The sequence below is a fragment of the Streptomyces mutabilis genome, from assembly GCF_046628145.1.
Taxonomy (GTDB): Bacteria; Actinomycetota; Actinomycetes; order Streptomycetales; family Streptomycetaceae; genus Streptomyces; species Streptomyces mutabilis.
In genome coordinates this window covers 4389541-4411066 of sequence record NZ_CP176874.1, presented here as the reverse complement: position 1 = coordinate 4411066, position 21526 = coordinate 4389541, and the positions used below count along the sequence as shown (strand labels likewise).

The 21526-nt window shown below is 72.3% G+C and carries 21 protein-coding genes; 8 read left to right on the top strand and 13 right to left on the bottom strand.

The features are described 5' to 3' along the window. The first annotated feature begins 180 nt into the window (after nt 1-180). The 3 genes from ACLIN4_RS19840 to ACLIN4_RS19830 all read left to right on the top strand — a co-directional run bounded on the left by ACLIN4_RS19840 (nt 181) and on the right by ACLIN4_RS19830 (nt 3473). On the top strand, nt 181-1059 hold the full coding sequence (locus ACLIN4_RS19840; protein WP_179342466.1) for a DUF3558 domain-containing protein: 879 nt from the start codon (nt 181-183) through the stop codon (nt 1057-1059). A gap of 132 nt (nt 1060-1191) precedes the next feature. Beyond that, a complete protein-coding gene (locus ACLIN4_RS19835; RefSeq protein ID WP_411576068.1) occupies nt 1192-2082 on the top strand; it encodes a DUF3558 family protein in 891 nt (296 codons plus the stop codon). A gap of 89 nt (nt 2083-2171) precedes the next feature. Next, nucleotides 2172-3473, top strand: coding sequence for a DUF2637 domain-containing protein (locus ACLIN4_RS19830; RefSeq protein WP_411576067.1), 1302 nt, complete (start codon nt 2172-2174; stop codon nt 3471-3473). A gap of 82 nt (nt 3474-3555) precedes the next feature. On the opposite strand, the gene lysS is transcribed toward ACLIN4_RS19830, so the two are convergent. After that, nucleotides 3556-5295, bottom strand: a complete 1740-nt coding sequence (gene lysS / locus ACLIN4_RS19825; RefSeq protein WP_411576066.1) for a lysine--tRNA ligase — start codon at nt 5293-5295, stop codon at nt 3556-3558. 187 nt (nt 5296-5482) lie between these two features. Between lysS and argS the strand changes: the two genes are divergently transcribed. Then, nucleotides 5483-7243, top strand: coding sequence for an arginine--tRNA ligase (gene argS / locus ACLIN4_RS19820; protein ID WP_100046885.1), 1761 nt, complete (start codon nt 5483-5485; stop codon nt 7241-7243). 215 nt (nt 7244-7458) lie between these two features. On the opposite strand, the gene ACLIN4_RS19815 is transcribed toward argS, so the two are convergent. From ACLIN4_RS19815 to ACLIN4_RS19805, 3 genes are all read right to left on the bottom strand, one after another. Then, a complete protein-coding gene (locus ACLIN4_RS19815; protein ID WP_381914921.1) occupies nt 7459-8673 on the bottom strand; it encodes a PLP-dependent aminotransferase family protein in 1215 nt (404 codons plus the stop codon). Nucleotides 8674-8749: 76 nt separating this feature from the next. Then, entirely contained in the window at nt 8750-9652 is a 903-nt protein-coding gene (locus tag ACLIN4_RS19810; protein WP_289912148.1) for an SAM-dependent methyltransferase, read from the bottom strand. A gap of 90 nt (nt 9653-9742) precedes the next feature. Next, a complete protein-coding gene (locus ACLIN4_RS19805) occupies nt 9743-11191 on the bottom strand; it encodes a helix-turn-helix domain-containing protein (protein ID WP_381914920.1) in 1449 nt (482 codons plus the stop codon). Between the two features lie 207 nt (nt 11192-11398). Between ACLIN4_RS19805 and ACLIN4_RS19800 the strand changes: the two genes are divergently transcribed. Next, the gene (locus tag ACLIN4_RS19800; RefSeq protein WP_289912152.1) at nt 11399-12178 is read left to right on the top strand and encodes a DUF4232 domain-containing protein; all 780 of its coding nucleotides are present in this window, start codon (nt 11399-11401) and stop codon (nt 12176-12178) included. A gap of 43 nt (nt 12179-12221) precedes the next feature. Here the strand turns inward: ACLIN4_RS19800 and hemB are convergent, their stop codons facing one another. Then, entirely contained in the window at nt 12222-13214 is a 993-nt protein-coding gene (gene hemB / locus ACLIN4_RS19795) for a porphobilinogen synthase (protein WP_107477986.1), read from the bottom strand. A gap of 101 nt (nt 13215-13315) precedes the next feature. Between hemB and ACLIN4_RS19790 the strand changes: the two genes are divergently transcribed. Continuing rightward, a complete protein-coding gene (locus ACLIN4_RS19790) occupies nt 13316-13774 on the top strand; it encodes a MarR family winged helix-turn-helix transcriptional regulator (RefSeq protein ID WP_219184406.1) in 459 nt (152 codons plus the stop codon). Here ACLIN4_RS19790 and ACLIN4_RS19785 read toward each other — a convergent pair. From ACLIN4_RS19785 to ACLIN4_RS19775, 3 genes are all read right to left on the bottom strand, one after another. Beyond that, nucleotides 13771-14688, bottom strand: a complete 918-nt coding sequence (locus tag ACLIN4_RS19785) for a nitroreductase/quinone reductase family protein (protein WP_411576065.1) — start codon at nt 14686-14688, stop codon at nt 13771-13773. The two genes, ACLIN4_RS19790 and ACLIN4_RS19785, sit on opposite strands and share 4 nt — an antisense overlap. Nucleotides 14689-15045: 357 nt before the next feature. After that, a complete protein-coding gene (locus tag ACLIN4_RS19780; RefSeq protein WP_107477988.1) occupies nt 15046-15279 on the bottom strand; it encodes an SPOR domain-containing protein in 234 nt (77 codons plus the stop codon). Between the two features lie 106 nt (nt 15280-15385). Further along, nucleotides 15386-15709: a hypothetical protein gene (locus tag ACLIN4_RS19775; protein WP_100046878.1), complete on the bottom strand. Its 324-nt coding sequence runs from the start codon at nt 15707-15709 to the stop codon at nt 15386-15388. A gap of 229 nt (nt 15710-15938) precedes the next feature. On the opposite strand from ACLIN4_RS19775, the gene ACLIN4_RS19770 reads away from it, so the two are divergent. Together ACLIN4_RS19770 and ACLIN4_RS19765 are read left to right on the top strand one after the other, a co-directional pair. Further along, entirely contained in the window at nt 15939-16745 is an 807-nt protein-coding gene (locus ACLIN4_RS19770; RefSeq protein WP_257003160.1) for an ABC transporter permease, read from the top strand. An 8-nt stretch (nt 16746-16753) separates the two neighbouring features. Beyond that, a complete protein-coding gene (locus tag ACLIN4_RS19765) occupies nt 16754-17497 on the top strand; it encodes an ABC transporter ATP-binding protein (protein ID WP_100046901.1) in 744 nt (247 codons plus the stop codon). Between the two features lie 67 nt (nt 17498-17564). Here ACLIN4_RS19765 and ACLIN4_RS19760 read toward each other — a convergent pair whose 3' ends face one another. The 5 genes from ACLIN4_RS19760 to ACLIN4_RS19740 all read right to left on the bottom strand — a co-directional run bounded on the left by ACLIN4_RS19760 (nt 17565) and on the right by ACLIN4_RS19740 (nt 21496). Next, nucleotides 17565-18452 carry a hypothetical protein gene (locus ACLIN4_RS19760; protein WP_307652356.1) on the bottom strand — a complete coding sequence of 296 codons (888 nt, stop codon included), beginning with the start codon at nt 18450-18452 and terminating at the stop codon, nt 17565-17567. A gap of 254 nt (nt 18453-18706) precedes the next feature. Continuing rightward, entirely contained in the window at nt 18707-19150 is a 444-nt protein-coding gene (locus ACLIN4_RS19755) for a DUF2511 domain-containing protein (RefSeq protein ID WP_107477989.1), read from the bottom strand. Between the two features lie 11 nt (nt 19151-19161). After that, nucleotides 19162-20064: an ATP-binding cassette domain-containing protein gene (locus ACLIN4_RS19750; protein WP_107477990.1), complete on the bottom strand. Its 903-nt coding sequence runs from the start codon at nt 20062-20064 to the stop codon at nt 19162-19164. After that, nucleotides 20061-20855 carry a hypothetical protein gene (locus ACLIN4_RS19745; RefSeq protein WP_107477991.1) on the bottom strand — a complete coding sequence of 265 codons (795 nt, stop codon included), beginning with the start codon at nt 20853-20855 and terminating at the stop codon, nt 20061-20063. The genes ACLIN4_RS19750 and ACLIN4_RS19745 overlap by 4 nt, the downstream gene beginning before the upstream one ends. Then, nucleotides 20855-21496 carry a hypothetical protein gene (locus ACLIN4_RS19740; protein ID WP_289912170.1) on the bottom strand — a complete coding sequence of 214 codons (642 nt, stop codon included), beginning with the start codon at nt 21494-21496 and terminating at the stop codon, nt 20855-20857. The genes ACLIN4_RS19745 and ACLIN4_RS19740 overlap by 1 nt, the downstream gene beginning before the upstream one ends. Nucleotides 21497-21526: the final 30 nt, after the last annotated feature.

The window sequence follows — 21526 nt, the reverse complement described above, 5'->3', positions numbered from 1 at the left end:
AAACAGAAGTCTCAAAGCGCAAAACCGGCGCCAAGGGCAGCCAATGGGACGGCTGACCGGCGTTCACGGCGACGCGTGCGATACACATTGTCTGCAGGGGGCGCCCCCGCGCGGCAAGCGAATAACCAGCGGGGACACTGGAGTACCGACCACAGCCACACCGGCGAGAGGAGCCGCACCGTGCAGCGGAAGGCCTACGTACCCGGCGTCGCCGCCTGCTTGGCGGTGCTGCTGGCCGGCTGCACCGGCGGCTCGGGTGACGGCGCCACGGCGGACGACTCCAACCCGGGCAGGCCCGGCGTCGCGACCGAGGCGGCCGAGCCCGGCAAGTACCGCACCCTGCCGGAGCCGTGCGGCGCGGTCAGCGACAAGACCCTCGACTCGCTCCTGCCCGGCATCAAGGAGATCGCGGACGAGGAGCAGCGCGAGAAGGCGTACGCGGGTGAGCCGACGCTCGCCTACGACACGGACCGCAAGGTGGGCTGCCGCTGGAAGGTGGAGTCGGCGGACGCCACCAACCACCTCTTCGTGGACCTCCAGCGGATCGTGTCGTACGACAACTCCGTGAGCGACGACAGCGAGGCCGAGCAGCTCTTCGCGGAGCAGGTGGAGGAGGCCGATCTGCCCGAGCCGGTGGCCTCGGGCTCCGAGTCCGCCTCCGGCTCCTCGTCCCCGTCCGGGTCCCCCTCCTCCGGCGCCCCGTCGTCCGGGGAACCGACCGCCGGTCCGAGCGGCACGCCCTCCGCCCCCGCCGCCTCGGGCTCCGGTTCGGCCACCGCGCCCTCGTCGGGCGCCTCCGCCGATGCCACGCCCGCCGAACTCCAGCCCCGGCTCCTCGACGACCTGGGTGACGAGGCGTTCGTGGACGACGAGCTGAGCAGCTCCGGTTCCACGGCGAAGCGGCGCACGGTGACTGTGGCGTTCCGCACGTCGAACGTCGTGGTGACCGTGGAGTACGCGGAGCAGTCGGCGACGCTCGGAGTCGTGCCGGACAGCGAGGAAATGCAGGACAAGGCGCGGAAACTGGCTTCCCAGCTGGCCGATTCACTGGGTGGCTGAGCCCGGCGGGGGCTTCCGGGTGGCCGCGCGTGAAGCACCTGGAGAGGAGCCACACGGTTTCCTCACCGCGTACCGTGACCCCTCGGACCCGTTCCGAACGCAGGAACCACGAGTGCCATGAGTGAAGGAACCATGCAGCGACGAGCCCAGCGTGACCAGCAGGATCAGCGTGCGAAGCGACTCACCCGCGCCCTTGTCTGCGCGGCCGCCGTCCCCGTGATGCTGGTGGCAGCCGGCTGCTCCTCGGACTCCGGCTCCGACGACGGCAAGGAGAAGGCAGCGGAGAAGTCGGCCGCTTCCCCTTCCGCGAAGCCGTCTCCGACGGTGCAGGCGGCGGCGTACGGGAAGCTTCCGGAGCCGTGCTCGGTGCTGGCGAAGAAGACGCTGGAAGAGCTGGTGCCGAAGGCCGACGACGGCAAGGAGGGCGCCTCGAACGACACGGCGATGCGCGGCGGTTGCTCCTGGGACAGCCTCGACGACAACGGCGTGAAGGGCTCCCAGTTCCGCTGGCTGAGCGTGTCGATGCTCCGCTTCGAGTCGGACCAGACGCGCGGCGCGGGCGACAAGCTGGCCCGTGACTACTACACGAAGCAGTTGCAGGACGCCCAGAGCACCGAGAACGCGAAGAGCGTGAAGACGACGCCGGTGAGCGGCACGGGCGACGAGGCCGCGATCGTCAGCTACGACCTGAAGAAGAAGGAAGGCACCTTCAAGCAGCAGACGGTCGTGGCGCGCGTCGAGAACGTCGTCGTCACGGTCGACTACAACGGCGCGGGCCTGGCGGGCGACGAGACGCCGGACGCCGGCGACCTGGGCAAGGACGCGCAGAAGGCGGCCAAGGAGGCGGTGGCCTCGGTGATGAAGGCCAACGGCGCGGGCTCGTCGAATTCCTCGCCGTCCGAGTCGAGCGCCGGCTCGGGCTCTGGCTCTGGCTCTGGTTCGGGCTCGGGCTCCGGCTCCGACTCGGGCTCCGACTCCGACTCGGATTCGCAGTCGGGCAAGTCCTCGTCGAAGAAGAGCTGACGGGTCGTATCACCCCACCGGCCACCCGTCCCCCGCACACATGTGCCACCCTGTTGCGCGCAACAACTGGCACTGGGAGGGGAGTACGGGTGGCCGCGCCACTACAGCTGACCCGGACGCATCGCGTTCTCATCGGCATGGTCGTCTTCGGCGCCGTCATCATCGCCGGGATCGGCTTCGCGGGTTCGTACGCGGCGGTGCGTGAACTGGCCCTGCAGAAGGGCTTCGGGAACTTCAGCTACGTCTTCCCGATCGGCATCGACGCGGGCATCTGCGTGCTGCTGGCGCTCGACCTGCTGCTGACCTGGATCCGCATCCCCTTCCCGCTGCTGCGGCAGACGGCCTGGCTGCTGACGGCGGCGACGATCGCGTTCAACGGCGCGGCGGCCTGGCCGGACCCGCTGGGCGTGGGCATGCACGGGGTGATCCCGGTGCTGTTCGTGGTGTCCGTGGAGGCCGCCCGGCACGCGATCGGGCGGATCGCGGACATCACCGCCGACAAGCACATGGAGGGCGTCCGCCTCACCCGCTGGATTCTCTCGCCGGGGCCGACCTTCCTGCTGTGGCGGCGCATGAAGCTGTGGGAGCTGCGCTCCTACGAGCAGGTGATCAAGCTGGAGCAGGAGCGGCTGGTGTACCAGGCGCGGCTGCGCTCGCGGTTCGGCCGCGGCTGGCGGCGCAAGGCGCCCGTGGAGTCGCTGATGCCGCTGCGGCTGGCCCGCTACGGCGTTCCCCTGGCGCAGACGGCCCCGGCGGGCCTGGCGGCGGCGGGCATCGAGCCGGCGCTGCTCCCACCGGCGCCCAGGGAGCAGACCGAGGAACCGCAGGCCGTCGCGCCCGCGGCGGAGCAGCGTCCCGAACTGGTCAAGGCCCCCGCTGCCGGGACGCCGGCCGCGCGCGCCGTCCCGGAGGCCGGCGGCGAACCCGAGGAGCAGAGCCCTTGGTTCAACACCCGCCAGGTCGAGTACCAGGGCGGTTACGACCCCACCTACGACCCCGCCGAGCACTACGCCGAGTGGTACGAGGAGCAGCAGCGGGCCGACCAGTACCGGGACCAGTACGAGGAGGAGCCGCCGCTCCAGGAGCCCTCGCCGGAGGAGACCGGCAGCTTCCCGATACCGGTCGTGCCGGGCCGTACCCGCGAGCTGGGTGAGGGCGGCGGGACCCCGGCGGCCTCCGAGCCCTCGGCGCAGGGGCAGGGCCCGGACGAGGACGCCTACTACCAGGTCTTCAAGCAGTCGATCAACGGCAGCTATCCGACACCGCGCGAGTTCGGCGACAACGTGGAGGCGACGTTCGGTACGCAGCTTCCCGACCACGAGACCAAGCGTCTGGTCACCCACTTCACCAACCGCCACAGCGCGGAGCTGGAGGAGGACCACATCGCGTAGGGAGCGACGCGCAGGGAGCGTGCGTACGGCGAAGGGGGCGCCCGGCAAACACCGGGCGCCCCCTTCTTCGCAGCGGCGGGACCTACTCCCCGAGCAGGGTCCGCACCCGCTCCTGTCCCACCGCCAGCAGCAGCGTGGGCAGGCGCGGGCCGGTGTCGCGGCCGACGAGCAGGTGGTAGAGCAGCGCGAAGAACGACCGCTGGGCGGTCTTGATCTCCGGCGGCAGCTCCTTGGGCGTGGCGTCGGCGGAGAAGCCGGCCTGGACCTTGGGCACGCCGTAGACGAGGTGGGTGAGCCCGTCCAGGGACCAGTGGTCGGCGAGGCCGTCGAGCAGCAGCCGCAGCGAGGCCCGGCCCTGCTCGTCGAGGGACTTCAGCAGCTCGGCGTCGGGCTCGTCGCGCACGATGGTGCGCTGGTCGGCGGGGACGTGGGTGTTGATCCACGCCTCGGCCTTGTCGTACCGCGGCCGGGCCTCCGCCAGCTCCGTCAGCGGGTGGGCGGGGTCCAGCTCGCTGAGGATGCGCAGCGCCTGGTCCTCGTGCCCGGCGGTGATGTCGGCCACGGAGGCGAGCGTCCGGTACGGCAGCGGCCTGGGCGTGCGCGGCAGCTCACCGGCGGCCGTGCGGACGGCGCGCGAGTGGGCGGCGGCGTCGGCGGGCAGGGCCGAGCCGTCGGCGACCTTGGCGTCCAGACGGTCCCACTCGTCGTAGAGGCGCTGGATCTCGTGGTCGAAGGCGATCTTGAAGGACTGGTTGGGGCGGCGGCGGGCGTAGAGCCAGCGCAGCAGCTGGGGCTCCATGATCCGGAGCGCGTCGGCCGGGGTGGGCACCCCGCCCTTCGAGGAGGACATCTTCGCCATGCCGCTGATGCCGACGAAGGCGTACATCGGGCCGATCGGCTGCTCGCCGCCGAAGATCCCGACGATCTGCCCGCCGACCTGGAACGACGACCCGGGGGACGAGTGGTCGACGCCGCTGGGCTCGAAGATCACGCCCTCGTACGCCCAGCGCATCGGCCAGTCGACCTTCCAGACCAGCTTGCCGCGGTTGAACTCGCTCAGCCGCACCGTCTCGGAGAAGCCGCAGGCGGTGCAGGCGTAGGTCAGCTCGGTCGAGTCGTCGTCGTAGGCGGTGACCGTCGTCAGGTCCTTCTCGCAGTTGCCGCAGTAGGGCTTGTACGGGAAGTACCCGGCGGAGCCGGAGCTGCCGTCGTCCTCGGCGGCGGCGCCGGAGCCCTCGGCGGCCTCCAGCTCGGCCTCGTCCACGGGCTTCTGCGACTTCTTCGCGGGAGCCTTCTTGGTCCGGTACTGGGCGAGGATCGCGTCGATGTCCTGGCGGTGCCGCATGGCGTGCAGGACCTGCTCGCGGTAGACGCCGGAGGTGTACTGCTCGGTCTGGCTGATCCCGTCGAACTCGACGCCCAGCTCGGCGAGCGAGGCGATCATCGCGGCCTTGAAGTGCTCGGCCCAGTTCGGGTGGGAGGAGCCCTTGGGCGCCGGGACGGAGGTCAGCGGCTTGCCGATGTGCTCGGCCCACGTCTCGTCCACGCCCGCGATCCCGGCCGGGACCTTGCGGTAGCGGTCGTAGTCGTCCCAGGAGATCAGGTGCCGGACCTCGTGGCCCCGGCGGCGCACCTCGTCGGCGACCAGGTGCGGGGTCATGACCTCGCGCAGGTTGCCCAGGTGGATGGGGCCGGACGGGGAGAGTCCGGACGCGACGACGACCGGTTTGCCCGGGGCACGGCGCTCCGACTCGGCGATGACCTCGTCCGCGAAACGGGAGACCCAGTCGGTGGTCTCTGTGCTCTGAGCCACGATCGGCACGTCCTCTTTCCTGGAACTTCTCTGGAACTGCTCCTGAAACAGCCGGTACGGTCGCACGGCTGACCGCTCCATTCTCCCAGCCCGGCCCGCATCCGCGAAAACCGCTTTTCACCGCGTGGGATACTCGGTTCCCACAGCTTCAGAAAGCCTCACTCCCGGAACCCCGAGCAGAACGGCGAACCACTCCATGGCCTCGGTCACGTCCCTCAGCGACTCCGTCCAGCAGCAGCTCGCGTCCGCCCTCACGGCCACCCGGCCGGAGGCAGCCGGCGCGGACCCGCTGCTGCGACGAAGCGACCGGGCGGACTACCAGGCCAACGGCATCCTCGCCCTGGCCAAGAAGGCCAAGGCGAACCCGCGGGAGCTGGCCGCCGAGGTCGTCGCGCACATCACCACCGGCGACCTGTTCAAGGAGGTCGAGGTCTCCGGGCCCGGCTTCCTCAACATCACCGTCACCGACCGGGCGATCACCGAGAACCTGGCCGCGCGGTACGCGGACGACACCGGCCGCCTCGGCGTGCCGCAGGCCGAGCACCCCGGCACGACGGTGATCGACTACGCCCAGCCGAACGTGGCGAAGGAGATGCACGTCGGCCACCTGCGGTCGGCGGTCATCGGTGACGCCCTGCGCGGCATGCTCGACTTCACCGGCGAGAAGACGATCGGCCGGCACCACATCGGCGACTGGGGCACCCAGTTCGGCATGCTCATCCAGTACCTCTTCGAGCACCCCGGCGAGCTGGCCCCGGCCGAAGAGGTCGACGGCGAGCAGGCCATGTCCAACCTGAACCGGGTGTACAAGGCCTCGCGTGCGCTCTTCGACTCGGACGAGGAGTTCAAGGAGCGGGCCCGCAGGCGGGTCGTCGCCCTCCAGTCCGGTGACAAGGAGACCCTCGAGCTGTGGCAGCAGTTCGTGGACGAGTCGAAGGTCTACTTCTACTCGGTCTTCGAGAAGCTCGACATGGAGATCCGCGACGAGGAGATCGTCGGCGAGTCCGCGTACAACGACGGCATGCCGGAGACCGCCCGGCTCCTGGAGGAGATGGGCGTCGCGGTGCGTTCCGAGGGCGCGCTCGTGGTGTTCTTCGACGAGATCCGCGGCAAGGACGACCAGCCGGTGCCGCTGATCGTGCAGAAGGCCGACGGCGGCTTCGGCTACGCGGCCTCCGACCTCACCGCGATCCGCAACCGGGTGTCCGACCTGCACGCGACGACGCTGCTGTACGTCGTCGACGTGCGCCAGTCGCTCCACTTCAAGATGGTCTTCGAGACGGCCCGCCGGGCGGGCTGGCTGAACGACGACGTCACCGCGCACAACATGGGCTACGGCACGGTGCTCGGCGCGGACGGCAAGCCGTTCAAGACCCGTGCGGGCGAGACCGTGCGGCTGGAGGACCTGCTGGACGAGGCGGTGCAGCGGGCCGCCGAGGTCGTGCGGGAGAAGGCACGGGACCTCACCGAGGAGGAGATCCAGGAGCGGGCCGCGCAGGTCGGCATCGGAGCGGTGAAGTACGCGGACCTGTCGACGTCGCCGAACCGCGACTACAAGTTCGACCTGGACCAGATGGTCTCGCTCAACGGCGACACCAGCGTGTACCTCCAGTACGCCTACGCCCGCATCCGGTCCATCCTCCGCAAGGCCGGCGAGGTCCGCCCCGCCGCCCACCCGGAGCTGGACCTGCACGAGGCGGAGCGGGCGCTGGGCCTGCACCTGGACGCGTTCGGGGACACGGTCTTCGACGCGGCCGCGGAGTACGCCCCGCACAAGCTGACCGCGTACCTGTACCAGCTGGCGTCCCTGTACACGTCGTTCTACGACAAGTGCCCGGTGCTGAAGGCCGAGACGCCCCAGCAGGTGGAGAACCGCCTGTTCCTGTGCGACCTCACGGCCCGCACCCTGCACCGGGGCATGGCCCTGCTGGGCATCAGGACGCCCGAGCGGCTCTGACACCTTCACCGGCGCACGGGCAGGGCGGCCCGTCCTCTCCCCGGCGGAGAAGGCGGGCCGCTTCGCGTACCGCGTCTTCCGTCCGCGGACACAGCCCTGGGAGAACCCAGTGCGAACTGGGAAGGCGTCCGCCAGGTCAGGCGCGGGTGTGTCGTGGCCCTGACCGGCCGTCCTCCGCGCGTGGCCCCCCGGCGACGATCCGATTCGGACTCGGATCACCCGGTCCGCAGTGCCTCCCCCAGCCTCCGCAGCCCCTCCGCGATCTCGTCCGGCGCCTGCGTGACGAAGCACAGCCGCATGGTGGCGCGGTCGGGCTCGCCGGCGTGGAAGGGGGCGCCGGGGACGTACGCCACGTCGTGGCGGACCACTTCGGGGAGCAGGGCCGTGGTGTCGTACCGCTCCGGCAGCCGCACCCACACGAACATGCCGCCCTCGGGGCGGGTCCACGCCGACCCCGCCGGGAGCGCGTCCGCGAGGCCGGCGAGCATGGCGTCCCGGCGGGCGCCGTAGGCCGCGGCGACGCGCGCGACGTGGGCGTCCAGGTCGCGGTCGGCCAGGTACCGGGCGGCGGCGAGCTGGTTGACGGTCGGGGTGTGGAGGTCGGCGGCCTGCTTGGCGACCGCGCAGGCCCGGCGCAGTTCGGCGGGCGCCCGCAGCCAGCCCAGGCGCAGGCCGGGCGCCATGACCTTGGAGAAGGAACCCATCAGCACGGTGCGGTCCCGGGCGCCGTCGTAGGAGGCGATCCACGGCACCCGCTCGCCCTCGAAGCGCAGTTCGCCGTACGGGTCGTCCTCGACGATCCACACCCCGCGCCGCCCGGCGACCTCCGCGACGGCGGCCCGGCGGTCGGCGGGCAGGGTGCGGCCGGTGGGGTTGGAGAAGGTGGGCACGGTGTAGAGCAGCTTGGGCCGCTCGCGCACCACCAGCTCCTCCAGGGCCGCCGGGTCGATCCCGTGCTCGTCGCCCGGCACCGCGACGACCCGGGCGCCCGCGAAGCCGAATGCCTGGAGGGCGGCCAGGTAGCAGGGGTCCTCGACCAGGACGGTGTCGCCGGGTTCGATCAGGGCGGTGGCCAGCAGGGACAGGGCCTGCTGCGAACCGGTGGTGACGAGGAGGTCGTCGGGGTCGGTGCCGAGGCCGCGCGCGGTGGTGCGGGCGGCGAGCGCGGCACGCAGGGCGGGCTCGCCCTCGGTGGTGGAGTACTGGAGCGCCCGCGCGGGCACCTCGGTGAGGACCGCCTGGTACGCGGCGGCGATGCCCTCCGCGTCGAACAGCACCGGGGCCGGCAGCCCGCCCGCGAAGTTGATCACCTCGGGGCGGGCGGTGACGGCGAGGATGTCCCGTACGGGGGAACCGCCGATCGACCGGGTCCGCGCGGCGAGCGGCGGGAGCGGGGCGGCGGGAGCGGACACATTCTCAGTCACGGTCATGCCCGCACCCTAGAGAAGTGCGTGGCGTCTACATGCGCCTTTCCGCGATCCGGACACCCGCGCGACCGCCGGACCTTCACCCCTTGACGCCGAGCCCTCCGTAGACGTTGATGTCGGCGTCCGTGACGTCGTTGATGTCCTTGTACCGGACCTTCTCGATGTCCTCCAGGCTCGCCAGGTAGGACTCCTCGGGCTGCTCGGGCACGGGGGCCGCGTGATCCGGGCGCCAGTGGTGCACCGGGACGACCCCGGGCTCGGCGATCTTCAGCCCGGTCTCCGTGAAGAAGCGCTCGACGTCGTTGCGGGAGCGCAGCACGAAGGTGAACCCCCGCTCGGTGTACGTCCGCTGGACCGCGCGGATGTTCTCCGGGTTGAGGTCCTCGGTGAGGTGGCTGAGGACGAGTCGGCTGCCGGCGGGCAGCGCGTCCATCAGCCCGCGGACGATCGGGTACGCCTCCTCGTCCTCGACGAAGTGCAGGATGGCGACGAGGCAGAGCGCGACGGGGCGGCTGAAGTCGAGGGTCCCGGAGGCCAGTTCGAGGATCCGCTCGGGGCTCTTCAGGTCGGCGTCGATGTAGTCCGTGCGGCCCTCGGGACCACTGGTGAGCAGGGCGCGGGCGTGGGCGAGGACGACCGGGTCGTTGTCGACGTAGACCACCCGGGACTCGGGGGCGATGCGCTGGGCGATCTGGTGCACGTTCTCGGCGGTCGGCAGGCCGGTGCCGATGTCGAGGAACTGGCGGATGCCGTCCTCCTCGGCCAGCGCGGTGACGGCGCGGCGCAGGAAGTCGCGGTTGTGCCGTACGTCGAGGTAGCCGCGCGGGTTGGCGGCGAGCCCGGCGGCGGCCGCGTCGCGGTCGGCGGGGTAGTGGTCCTTGCCGCCGAGGAAGACGTCGTAGACGCGGGCCGGGTGCGCCTTGCTGCTGTCGATCCTCCTTCTCAGCTCCGCGGGGTCCTGACCGAGGGCGTCACCGGGCATGGGCGTCTCCTGACGAGAGAACCGTTGGGTGGTCAACAACCTAACGTCCCGGCCGAGTTGCCGGTGCCCGACGTTCCCTCCCGTCTCCCCTCAGCCCTCCTCGACCAGCTCCCAGTGGTCGCTGCCGAGCGGGTACGCGTAGTAGGAGTCGTCCTTGGAGGCGCTGGTGCGGAACGGCCGGCCGTGGTCGTCGACCCGCAGGGTGCCCTCCCGGCCGCCGCTCGACCACTCCAGCTCCAGGTACCAGCTCACGTCGTGCTCGCTGGTGTGCGCGTTGACGTGGAACACCTCGAGGTCGGACTCGGTGACCGAGTACGGGAAGTCCTGCTGGCCGCCGATCGGCATCGCCAGGGGGTCGCCCAGGTCGAGCGCGACGTCGAAGGCCTCGACGTCCACCTTGCCGCCGCAGCCGTTGCCCATCACGTACTGGTTCCAGTCCAGCGGCTGCTGGCTGCTCACCACGCGCACGTGCAGGTCCTTCAGGACGACGGTCTCCGGGCCGGTGCCCTGCACGGTGAGGACGACCGTCTGCCGGTTCGCGGAGACCGCGCCGTAGGCGGTGGCCCAGCCGACCGCGTCCTGCTGGGCGGGCGGCTTCAGCACGTTCTTCGGGCTGCGGTCGACCAGGAAGGCGTGGTCGCAGGGGGAGTCCCAGTGGTACGGGGTGGTCGAGACGGTGAGCGCGGGGCCGGAGGCGGGCGCGCGGCGGCTCGGCGAGGCGGCGGCACCGGGGCGGGACGTGGAGGCGGAGGCGGAGGCGGAGGGGGTCGTGGAGGGGGACGCGGACGCCGACGCGGAGGGACTCCCGCTCCCGCTCGCGGTCGTCGACGCGGTGGCGCTCGCGGACGCCGACAACGAGGGCGACACCGCCCCGGCGGCCCCGGCCGGGCCGTGCCGCCCGTCGTCGCCCGTACCCGACACGAGGTTCGCCACGAGCGCCACGGCGACGCTGACGGCGACGACGCCGGAGGCCGCGTAGAGGGCGGCGCGGGGGACGCGGCGACGGGGCGCGGGCGGTGCGGAGTCGGCGGGCGCCGGTGAGGTGCCCGCGACGGCGCCGACGGAGACGGTCGCCTCCTCGGAGCCGCCGGTCTGTCCGCCGCCGACCGCGACTTCCGGGACTTCCGGGGCTTCCGGGGCTTCCGGGGCTTCCGGGGCGTCTGGAGCTTCTGGAGCTTCTGGGGCGCCTGGGGCTTCCGTGCTCTCCGTTCCGGCCGCAGCTCCCGTTCCGGCCGCGGCGTCCGTGCCCTCTGTCTTCTGGGCTTCCTCCGCCCGTCCCTCCCCCTCGCTCTTCTTCACGCCCCGCAGCGCGTCCGCGCGGATCCAGCGGCGGTGGAGTTCGAGCAGTTCCTCAGGGGTGGCCCGGCAGACACGGGCGAGGCGTTCGACCGGGGCGAACTCGACGGGGACGACCTCCCCACTGACGTACCGGTGGAGGGTCGACGCGCTCATGTGCAGCCGTTTGCCCAGTGCCCCGTAACTCAGCCCGGACCGCTCCTTGAGCTCCCGCAGCAGTCCCGCGAAGTCGTCCCCCGCCACTGTTCCTCCCTCTCCCGCATCCCCGTACCGCATCCCAGAGGGATGGCATTCCCGCAGGTCAGAGCCGTTGTAGCCATCCCATTGTCCCGCATACCCCGGCTGCTCTGGCGACCGGGACGACCCCGGGCCCAAGCTGTGGTCATCCAAGCAGCCGCTCCCGACGAACGGTCGAGCGGCTCACCTGAACTCACCCGAAGGAGCCCACCCATGTCCGCACGCACCGCCCGCACCGCACGCACCGCCCGCCGCACCCGCCTGTTCGCCGCCACCACGGTCGCGCTGGCCGCCCTCGCCCTGACGGCCTGCGAGGGCGACACCTCGGACACGGGCGCCTCGGCCCCGGCGGCGTCCTCCTCGTCCTCCTCTCCGGCCGGCGCGCAGAGCGAGTCGCCCACGGGTGAGAAGGAGTCGGGCAACGGCGCGGAGGGCAACGGCTCGAAGGAGACGAACGGCTCCGCCGGCTCGACCGGCTCGGGCTCCTCGGGCTCGGGCTCGGGCTCCGGCTCCTCGGGCTCCGGCTCCTCCGACAAGTCCGACAAGGGCTCCGCCGCCGGAGTGAGCGACGACTCCGACTCCGACAAGCCGGGGAAGTGCTCCGCCTCCGACGTCAAGATCACCGCGAAGAAGGTGTCCCGCCCCCTCAACCACCTGCTGCTGACCGCCACCAACACCGGCTCGAAGACGTGCATGCTGCCGCAGTACCCGGCGGCGCGCTTCGGCGAGGCCCAGTCCGTGCCGCCGGTCGCGGAGGCGACCAAGCCGCAGTCCCTGACCGGGGTCGAGCCCGGCAAGTCCGGTTACGCCGGGGTGCTGCTGTCGTCCGGCGACGGCAGCGGCGAGAACGGCTACGAGACGAACACCCTCACGATCCCCTTCGAGGACGGCTCCATCGCCACCGTCGCCCTGCCCGCCGGCGGCGTGTACGTCGACACCGCGCTGACGGTGACCTACTGGCAGACCAGCATGGACGCCGCGCTCGGGTACTGAAGGGGTGCCCGCACCCCTTGCACGGACCACCGGGCGAGGTCGCTCAGCGCAGCGTGCGAGCGACCTCGGTGGCCCAGTAGGTCAGGATGTTGCGCGCACCGGCCCGCTTGATGCCGGTGAGCGACTCGAGGATGGCCCGGTCGCGGTCGATCCAGCCCTTCTCGGCGGCGGCCTCGATCATCGAGTACTCGCCGGAGATCTGGTAGGCGGCGACGGGCACGTCCACCGCTTCGGCGACCTTGGCGAGGATGTCGAGGTAGGGACCGGCCGGCTTGACCATCACCATGTCGGCGCCCTCCTCGAGGTCGAGGGCCAGCTCGCGCAGGGACTCGCGCACGTTGGCGGCGTCCTGCTGGTAGGTCTTCCGGTCCCCCTTCAGCGAGGATCCGACGGCCTCCCGGAACGGCCCGTAGAAGGCGGACGCGTACTTGGCGGTGTACGCGAGGATCGCGACGTCCTCCCGCCCGATCTGGTCGAGCGCGTCACGGATGACGCCGATCTGGCCGTCCATCATCCCGCTGGGCCCGACCACGTGGGCGCCCGCGTCGGCCTGGACTTGCGCCATCTCGGCGTACCGCTCGAGGGTGGCGTCGTTGTCGACCCGCCCCTCGGCGTCGAGCACACCGCAGTGGCCGTGGTCGGTGAACTCGTCGAGGCACAGGTCGGACATGACGAGCAGCTCGTCCCCGACCTCGGCCCGCACGTCCCGCAGGGCGACCTGGAGGATGCCGTCCGGATCGGTACCCGCCGTCCCGGCGGCGTCCTTCTTCTCCTCCTCCGGCACGCCGAAGAGCATGATCCCGGAGATCCCCGCCTCGACCGCCTCGGCGGCGGCCTTCTTCAGCGTGTCCCGGGAGTGCTGCACGACCCCGGGCATCGCCGCGATCGGCACCGGCTCGCCGACGCCCTCGCGGACGAAGGCGGGGAGGATGAAGTCGGCGGGGTGCAGCCGGGTCTCGGCGACCATCCGACGCATGACAGGAGTGCTCCGCAGCCGCCTGGGCCGCGTGCCGGGAAAGGATCCGTACGTCGACATACCACCTACGCTACGCCCGCCCCACCCGTGCCTTTGCCGACGGAGAGTCGGCCCGGACACCCCTTGACCTCAACCATGCTTGAGCTCCTACGGTCGCCGTCATGGAGTACTCACACACGGACGCCGAACTGATCCAGCAGCCCATCGGCTACTGGAGCTGGGCCGCCTACAAGGCCGTCGTCACCCGCACCCGTGCCGCCCTCGCCGAGATCGGCACGACCCAGCCGCAGTGGTGGACCCTGGCCCAGGTCGCCCGCGCGGACACCCCGAAGACCCGCGCCGAGATCTCCCGCCTCCTGCGGAACTACCTCGACACGGGCCCGGAGACGATGGAGGCGGAGATCGACGCGACCATCACCCGGGGCTGGACCGTCCAGACCGCCGACGGCCTGCTCACCCTCACCCCCGAGGGCAGCGCCTTCTACGAGAAGGCGGCAGCCCTCCAGTCCGACCTGTGGACGGAACGCCACGCCGGCATCTCCGACGAGGAGTACCTGACCACCATGAAGGTGCTCCAGCGCTTCATCCACAACACGGGCGGCAGGGCCTGGCACCACTAGGGCGTCGGCCGGAGCCTCTCCGGCGGCCACGGCACGTCGGCCAGGAGCGGGAGCAGTGCCTCCTCCTCGTGGTCGAGGTGCGCCTCCAACTCCTCCGACATGGCCCTCAGTTCCGCGCGGAAGCGTTCGGGGTCGGCGATGTGGACGCCGGCCAGCAGCTTCGCCAGCTCGCCCTGGACGCGGGCCACGGTGCGGTGCTCGTCGGCGAGCCGGCCGAAGACGTCGGACAGGTCGGGGTGGTGACGGGCGATGCCGGGGAACAGGTGCTCGTCCTCACTCACGTGATGGAACTCCAGCGCCTGGCAGAACGCCAGGCACCGCTGCCGGATCTGGAGCCCGAGCCCCGGCGCCGGCGGCTCACCGGGCCCGGAGTGCGCGGCGCGTGCGGCGAAGTGCGCCTCCACCTCCGCCCGCACCTGACGCAGCTGCCCGCGCAGCCAGGTGTGGACCTCCAGCAGCTTGTCGGCGAGGGTGCGGTCCTCCCCGGGGCCGGACCACCCCGAGGGCTCGGCCCTCCCCAGCACCACCACCGGCAGCGGCCGCCGGGTCCGCTCCTGGTAGTCGCCGTAGCCGGGCACGGCCCGCACGACGTACGCGAACAGCTCCTCCCGCCGGGCTCCCTCGGCGGGGACCGCCAGCGCCTCGAAACTCGACGTGCCCACCTCCACCCGGACCACGGGGTGGGCGAGCAGGTTGTAGTACCAGCCGGGGTGCCGCGGGCCACCGAGGTTGGAGCCGACGACGAGGAGGGAGTCTTCGTGGCGGACGTACCCGAGCGGTGTGGTCCGCGAGGCCCCCGAACGGGCGCCGGTGGTCGTGAGCAGCAGCAGGTCCCCGCCTTCGAAGGGACCACCGACCTTCCCCCCGTTGGCGCGGAACTCATCGATGACGGACTGGTCGAAAGACGTGGGCATACGTTTCCGTGTCTCCATGACGGCAGGCCGCGGCGCGGCACGGTGCCGGGAAATGTGAAGAGAAGAAGAAGAGAGGACGACGACGTGCGGAAGCGCTGCGTCGTGTCAGGGCGCGGAGCAGTAACTCATCACGTACCCCTTGATCCAGGGCGCTCGCCCGATCGCCGGCCGGCCCACTGCTCTTTGACCGGCGCCACGCGGCACCGCCCTCATTACACGCACGCCGCCGCCGGCTGTCAACGCACCGCGATCACGGCCGCCCACGCACGGACCGGGCACGCGTCGAGGAACACAGAATCCGCCCGGCCGCGGACGGGGCTGCGGCACGGGCGGATTCGGCTACCGGTACGGCTACGGCTACGACCGGGGACGACCCTCGATCTTCGCCTGCTCGACCAGCTCGGCGTAAGCGTCGGGTTCGTCCAGGTGGTCCTCGCTCAGCAGGAGCATCGACCAGGGCACCGGGCACGGCGGCGCGTGGTCGGGATCCGGGCACAGGAGGGCGGCGACGCGTTCCTTGATCTTCTCCGCCTCCTCCTGACTCGCGTACAGGCCCAGCCGCAGCTCGTAGACGCCTCGCTCTTCGGACACGGGCACTCGCTCCTGTTCGGGGAGGGACGGGAGGAAGGGGGGAGACGCGTCTCCCCCCTTCCTCCGCACAACTTCCGTGGGGCCTGCGTGCGGCCTCTTCTCCGTTCTACCAGACACGCTTCGCGTCGCAGTGGCGCTTGTAGTGCCCCGCCGGGACGGGCACGTTGCGCTTGGCGTCCTTGATGGCCGCGTCCTTGGAGTTGCCGGAGCCGTCCGCCCGGTCGTATCCGACGACGTTGTTGTCGCTGATGCGGACGATCTGGCACTGCACGGTGGCGTGCCAGGTCTTCAGGACGCCCACCTCGGCCGCGGGGGGCGCGGCGGACGCGGTGCCGGCCGACGCGACCGGCGCGACGAGGCCGCCGAGCGCGATGGTCATGGCGCCGACGGCGAGCGTGCGGCGCAGCGTGCCCGGCTTCGTCTTCTTCATCGTGGCCCTCCTTGACAGCAGTGGAACCGGAACGTCCACGAGCCTCACATCCGGCCCCGGTGCCTGTCCCCGTCCGCCGGGTCGATTGGCAGGCGGCTGACACCATCGGGCAGCTGTCCGCCGACTGCCACCGCGCCGGCGGTGAACCGGTCCCCCCGCCGCCGCTACGTACCCGTACGTACTCGTCGTCCATGGCGTCACCGACAGTGGCCAGGCAGGAGAACTCATCGTGCACGAGACGGCCGTCCAGCCCCCTCCCGCGCCGGGGAAACGCGACAACCCCTCGCTGGTGACCGTGGTGGGCACCGAACTCGCCCGCAACAAGCGGGGGTTCCTGCCGTGGTACCACCTGCTCGCCCCGGTGATCATCACCGTTCCGCTGTTCCTGGGCTCCCTCGGCTCCTCCGAGGCGAAGGCCGGGCAGACCTTCGAGGTGTTCCGGAACGTGACGCTGGAGTTCTGGGGCGTGCTGGTCCCGATGACCGCGGGTCTGGCCGCCGCGCTGTCGGTCCGCGCCGACCAGGACGCCTGGCGGCTGCTGCTGTCCTACGGGGTGCCCCGGTGGCGCTACTTCGTCGGCAAGGTGGCCATGCTGGGCGTGCTGGGCCTCGTCTCCTCCACGGTGCTGCTGGTCATGCTCTCCCTGGGGGCGGCGATCAGCGGGAAGTTCCCGGAGGCGATGGGCACCGTCGCGGCGGCGGTGTACCTGCCGTGGCTGGTGGGGCTGTCCATGACCGCGCTGGCCGTGCTGGTCGTCATGGTGTGGGGCATGGGCCCCGGCATCGGGGTGGGCGTCGCGGGGCTGCTGTGCGGTGCGCTCGTCTCGGACAAGTCCTTCTGGTACGCGGTGCCGTTCTCCTGGCCGATGCGAGTGGTGCTGCCGCTGGCCGGGATCGGGCCCAACGGGGTGCCGCTGCCCGACGACAGTCCGGTGACCGAGATGTCGGCCATCCCGCTCGCGGTGGCCCTGGCCGCCGTGCTGACCGCCCTCCTGCTGGTCGCCGGCAGCCTGCACATGAGCCGTAAGGAGATCTGACCGTGAGCATGCCGACACCGCACAGCCCGGGCGCCCCGGCGACGCCGGCGCTCGTCATCCGCCAGCTGCACAAGCACTACGGCTCCCACCGCGCCCTGTCCGGCGTGGACCTCACGGTCGGCGCCGGCGAGGTCTACGGGCTGCTGGGGCCGAACGGCGCGGGCAAGACGACGCTGATGAAGGCGCTGCTGGGCCTGCAGCGGCCGACGTCGGGCGCCATCGAGATCCTCGGTCGGCCGGTCGGGCGGGAGTCGCTGGCCCAGGTCGGGGCACTGATCGAGGTGCCCGGTCTGTGGCCGACGCTGACCGGCGACGAGACGATGCGGGTGCACGCGAGGCTGCGCGGGGTGCCCGAGGAGTGGATCGAACCGGCGCTGCGGCTGGTGTCGATGACCGAGTCGCGGGGGCGCAGGGTCAAGGAGTACTCGCTGGGCATGCGCTGGCGGCTGGGCATCGCCGTGGCCCTGCTGGCCCGGCCCCGGCTGATCGTGCTCGACGAGCCCACCAACGGCCTCGACCCCGTCGGCATCCGCGAGATGCGCGGCATCATCCGCTCGCTCGCCGCCGAGGGGGCGGCGGTGCTGATCGCCAGCCACCAGCTCGCCGAGGTCGCCCAGGTGTGCGACCGGGTGCAGGTGCTGGTGGCCGGCCGCACCCGGTACGAGGGTTCGCTGGACGGGCTGGCCCTGGACGGGGACGTGGAGGCCGGGTTCTTCCGGCTGCTGGAGACCGCCGATGCCGGCGTCGGCTGACCGGCCGTCCGCCGACGGCCCGGACCTCTCCGGTGCCGTCGGCGGACGGTGGGCGGGTGGCGCGCGCTCAGCCGACGCGGTCGCGGCACTGCCGGTGCAGGCCGAGCCGGCCGGCGGCCGACATCAGCTCGGCCCGGCTGCCGACGCCCAGCGCGTCGTACAGCTTGCGGATGCGGCGGTACATGGACCGCTCCGAGCAGTAGTAGTGGCGGGCGATCTCGGTCACGGTCATGGCCGTGCAGAGCAGCCGCACCAGCTCCCTGTCGTACTCGTGCGGGGCGGGCGCCGGGGGCGGTTCGGGCGAGCCGCGCAGGGCCTGGTCCGCGCGCCGGTCGTCGGTGCCGTACCTGACGCCGTGGCCCCGGCCCTGGTCCTGCTCGCGGCCCCCCTCCCGGCCGTTGCCCTGGTCCCGGCCGTTGCCCTGGTCCCGGACGTGGCCGACCGGTATGGCGCGGAGCCGGGTCATGGCGGGGTCGGCGGCCGGGCCGGAACGGGCCGGCGTGGTCATGCGGTGGGCCCGGATGTGCGCGCGCAGCAGGTCGGTCTGGGCGTCACCGGGTATGGCGAGGTTGAGGACGAAGTCGGCGCCGGCCCGGATCCCGTAATAGGTCCGCAGCCCGGAGATGTCGTGGGTGACGGCGACGAGCAGGGACATCGGGTGCCGGGTCCGGACGGCCCGCAGGCTGTCGGCCTGGGGTTCGCTGATCACCGGCACCAGCACCGGCAGGTCGAGCGGGCGGCCGGGCGCGGTGAGGTCCTCGTCGTCGACGAACTCCACGCGGCGCAGGCCTGAGCGGAGTCGGCAGAGCGGGGCGTACGGCGTGGTGAAGTAGTCGCCGAGGCCGGAGTGGACCAGGACGTCGGGCCCGGTCGTGGTGTCCGCGGCGTGGCGGCTGTGGAGTATGGGACGGTTCTGCTGGTCACGCTGGTCGTGGTCGTGATCCTGCGGTTGCACGGCGGTTTCCCCCGAGTTGATCGTTCTTGCTTGGTTGCGGTGTCCTGACTTTCTGGGTGTCGGCTTCTTCGGTTCTTCGGCTCGTTCGGCTTCTTCGGCTCGTTCGGCTTCTCGGCCTCCTCCACCTCTTCGGTGTACGCGGCCTCCTCGGCCCCCTCGGCTTCTTCGGCCTCCTCGGCTTCTTCGGGCCCCTCGGCTCCTCGGCTCCCGGGCGTCACCGGCGGTCAACCCGCTGACGCGCGGACCCTGTTGGGCTACCCAGAGGCCCGGCAGAGACCCATCGTGCGGCTGAGCAGCGGGCCGAGGCTCACCTTGTCGCCCCCGTCGCCGGTCGCGCGCACCGGCCCGATGTCCCGGTAACCGGCCTCCCGGGCACGGCCGTTGAGCGCGTAGGTGGTGCCGTCGGGGACGGTGAACACGGCCTGGTCGCCCTCGCGGCACTCGGCGGTGCCGTGGTCGACCGTCAACGGCCAGGTGTAGCCGAGGTTCTTCTCGCTCATCTGCTGCGCGGTACCGGTGGGGCTGGGCAGCGGCACCGGGTCGGTGGTGTCGGGGTCGGTCCGGCCGCTGCCCCCGCAGGCGGTCAGCACGAGCAGGGACAGACCGGCGAGGCCGGCCAGGACACCCGGCGCGGTTCGCCGGCGGTGCGGTGCGGGGCGCTCGTCGGCGGCGCGGCGGACGTGGACGGTGGTGGTCATGTGCCGGTACCTCACTTTCCGGTGGTGCCCGCGCGGTGTCCCGCACGGTGGGCGCCGAGCAGGGCGGCGTACCCGTCCTCCAGGGACGGTTCGACCGGCCGGGAGCCGGCGGGCGGGGTGGTCGTGACGATGCGGTACTGGGCGCCCTCGGCGGTGGCCACCGCGCTGACCACCTCTGCGCCGGGCGGCGGTCCGCCGACGGCGCCGGCCGGACCGTACACGTAGGTGCAGCCCGCGGCCTCGCTGACCAGGGCGGCGGTGGCGTCGTGGAAGACCAGGCGGCCCGCGGAGAGGACCGCGACCTCGGGGCAGGTCTGGGCGACGTCGTCGAGGATGTGGGTGGACAGCAGGACGGTGCGGCCCCGGCCGAGCCCGGCGAGCAGGGTGCGGAACCGCATCCGCTCGTGCGGGTCGAGGCCGGCGGTGGGCTCGTCGACGATCAGCAGTGACGGGTCGCCCAGCAGCGCCTGAGCGATGCCGACCCGGCGTTTCATGCCGCCGGAGAAGCCGGCCAGCCGGTCCCCCGCCCGTTCCTCCAGGCCGACCTCGGCGATCCGTGCCTCGACCTGCCGGCGGCGGTCGCGCTTGTCGTGGATGCCCTTCAGTACGCCTATGTAGTCGAGGAACTCGCGCACCGTCAGGTCCGGGTAGAGGGAGAGTTCTTGCGGCAGGTAGCCGAGGCCGCGTTTGACGGCGGTGAGGCCCGCGGTGGTCGCCAGGTCGTGCCCGCCGACGACGATCCTGCCGGACGTGGGGCGCAGCACTCCGGTGACGAGCCGCAGCAGCGTGGTCTTGCCCGCGCCGTTGGCGCCCAGCAGTCCGACGGTGCCGCTCTCGATGTGCAGGTCCACACCGTCCAGTGCGCGCCGGCCGCCGGGGTGGTCCTTCGTCAGTCGCTCCGTGGTGATGTTCATGATGCTCCGTGTCGTCTGATCGTGCCGACGAGCCGGGCGAGCGCGTGGCAGACCAAGGCCGTCGTGAGGACGCAGGTGAGGTTGAGCAGCGCGGTGGCGTCGTCGGCCGCGGGGCGCAGCGCGCCGGTGCCCTCCCGGGCCGCCCACACCTGCGGGGCGTGCGCCCAGGCGACCAGCGGGTAGCCGCCGAGGGGCGACAGGACCGTGCCGGTCGGGGTGGGGACGGGCGAGAACGCCGGCGGGAAGTGGCAGGCCCACAGCCACGCCACGACCACGACGGCACGGGCGGCTGCCACCGGCAGCAGGACGCCCAGCAGCCCGCCGAACGCCGTGACCAGCACCGTGGCGGGGAGGATCACCGTCAGCAGGGCAGCCGCCGCCGAGCCCAGGGGTGCCGGGGAGGCGCCGGTCACGGACAGCACGGCCGCGTGGAGCAGCAGCAGGGCGGCGACCGGGGTGAGCGCGGTCAGGAGCGGCCCGACGAGGCCGCCGGCGGCGCGGGACAGCGGGCCGGTCGGCGTGGCGGCCAGCAGTTCCGGCATGCCGTGCTCCTCGCGGGCGCGGCGCAGCCGGTCGGTGAGGGCGAGCCCGATCCCGAGGGTGCAGAAGGTGTTGACGAGCACCGCGGCGGCGCCGACCCGTGCCGCCGGGTCGTCGTGCCCGGTGACCACGGGCGAGGTCGCGGCGAGCAGCAGGCTCAGCAGGGCCAGGGGGAGCACCGTGCCCCAGACGACCTTGCGGCGGGCCGCCATCAGCGCCTCGTACCGCACGGTCCACAGCAGCGCGGTCATCACGCCTCCCCCGGGCCGGGGTACATTCCGCCGCCCCGGCCGAGCCGTACGCCCGCAGGGCCGCCGGGGCCCAGCGAGCGCAGGGCGCGGACGGTCAGCCAGCCGCCGGCCAGCAGCGCGGGCAGCGCCCGGCCGGCCCCCTCGGGAACGACCGGGTCGACGAGGAGCAGCTTGGCCAGGACGCCGGCGGCGACCAGTCCGCCGGCGGGCGCCGTCGCCCCGGACCGTACCGTCGCCCACACCGCGGCCCCGCCCAGCAGTACGCCCAGCCCGGCCAGCTCCAGCAGGGCGGCACCCGGTTCCAGTGGTTCCCCGGTCGCCGTCAGCAGCGCCACCAGCGCGAGGGCGGTGACCGCGGCGACGGCGGCGACCCAGGCGAGCCGGCGGGCGACGGTGCGCGGGTAGGGGGTGGGCAGCGACAGGTGGAGTTCCGGCATCGGCTCGCGGGCCACCACCGCCGCGCAGACCAGCGCCGTGGCGGCGGGCAGCGCGCTGGTCAGCAGGGTGCGGCCGAGCAGGGTGGCGTCCTCGGAGCCGGCGGCCACACCCACGTATCCGAGAACGGCGGCCAGCACCGGAAGGGTGACGGCCTGATGTCCGCAGCGGCGCACCTCGTACGTCCACCAAGTGGCGACCGTCATCTGCCCGGCTCCTCCCGTGCTTCCCCGTGG

Excerpts from the sequence above, each read along its gene's own strand:
- ACLIN4_RS19800 (WP_289912152.1), top strand. The coding sequence starts at position 11,399 with ATGTCCGCACGCACCGCCCGCACCGCACGCACCGCCCGCCGCACCCGC.
- hemB (WP_107477986.1), bottom strand. The coding sequence starts at position 13,214 with ATGTCGACGTACGGATCCTTTCCCGGCACGCGGCCCAGGCGGCTGCGG.
- ACLIN4_RS19750 (WP_107477990.1), bottom strand. The coding sequence starts at position 20,064 with ATGAACATCACCACGGAGCGACTGACGAAGGACCACCCCGGCGGCCGG.
- ACLIN4_RS19775 (WP_100046878.1), bottom strand. The coding sequence starts at position 15,709 with ATGAAGAAGACGAAGCCGGGCACGCTGCGCCGCACGCTCGCCGTCGGC.
- ACLIN4_RS19745 (WP_107477991.1), bottom strand. The coding sequence starts at position 20,855 with ATGACCGCGCTGCTGTGGACCGTGCGGTACGAGGCGCTGATGGCGGCC.
- ACLIN4_RS19765 (WP_100046901.1), top strand. The coding sequence starts at position 16,754 with ATGCCGACACCGCACAGCCCGGGCGCCCCGGCGACGCCGGCGCTCGTC.
- ACLIN4_RS19810 (WP_289912148.1), bottom strand. The coding sequence starts at position 9,652 with ATGCCCGGTGACGCCCTCGGTCAGGACCCCGCGGAGCTGAGAAGGAGG.
- ACLIN4_RS19755 (WP_107477989.1), bottom strand. The coding sequence starts at position 19,150 with ATGACCACCACCGTCCACGTCCGCCGCGCCGCCGACGAGCGCCCCGCA.
- ACLIN4_RS19815 (WP_381914921.1), bottom strand. The coding sequence starts at position 8,673 with ATGACCGTGACTGAGAATGTGTCCGCTCCCGCCGCCCCGCTCCCGCCG.
- ACLIN4_RS19790 (WP_219184406.1), top strand. The coding sequence starts at position 13,316 with ATGGAGTACTCACACACGGACGCCGAACTGATCCAGCAGCCCATCGGC.
- ACLIN4_RS19835 (WP_411576068.1), top strand. The coding sequence starts at position 1,192 with ATGCAGCGACGAGCCCAGCGTGACCAGCAGGATCAGCGTGCGAAGCGA.
- ACLIN4_RS19740 (WP_289912170.1), bottom strand. The coding sequence starts at position 21,496 with ATGACGGTCGCCACTTGGTGGACGTACGAGGTGCGCCGCTGCGGACAT.
- argS (WP_100046885.1), top strand. The coding sequence starts at position 5,483 with ATGGCCTCGGTCACGTCCCTCAGCGACTCCGTCCAGCAGCAGCTCGCG.
- ACLIN4_RS19785 (WP_411576065.1), bottom strand. The coding sequence starts at position 14,688 with ATGCCCACGTCTTTCGACCAGTCCGTCATCGATGAGTTCCGCGCCAAC.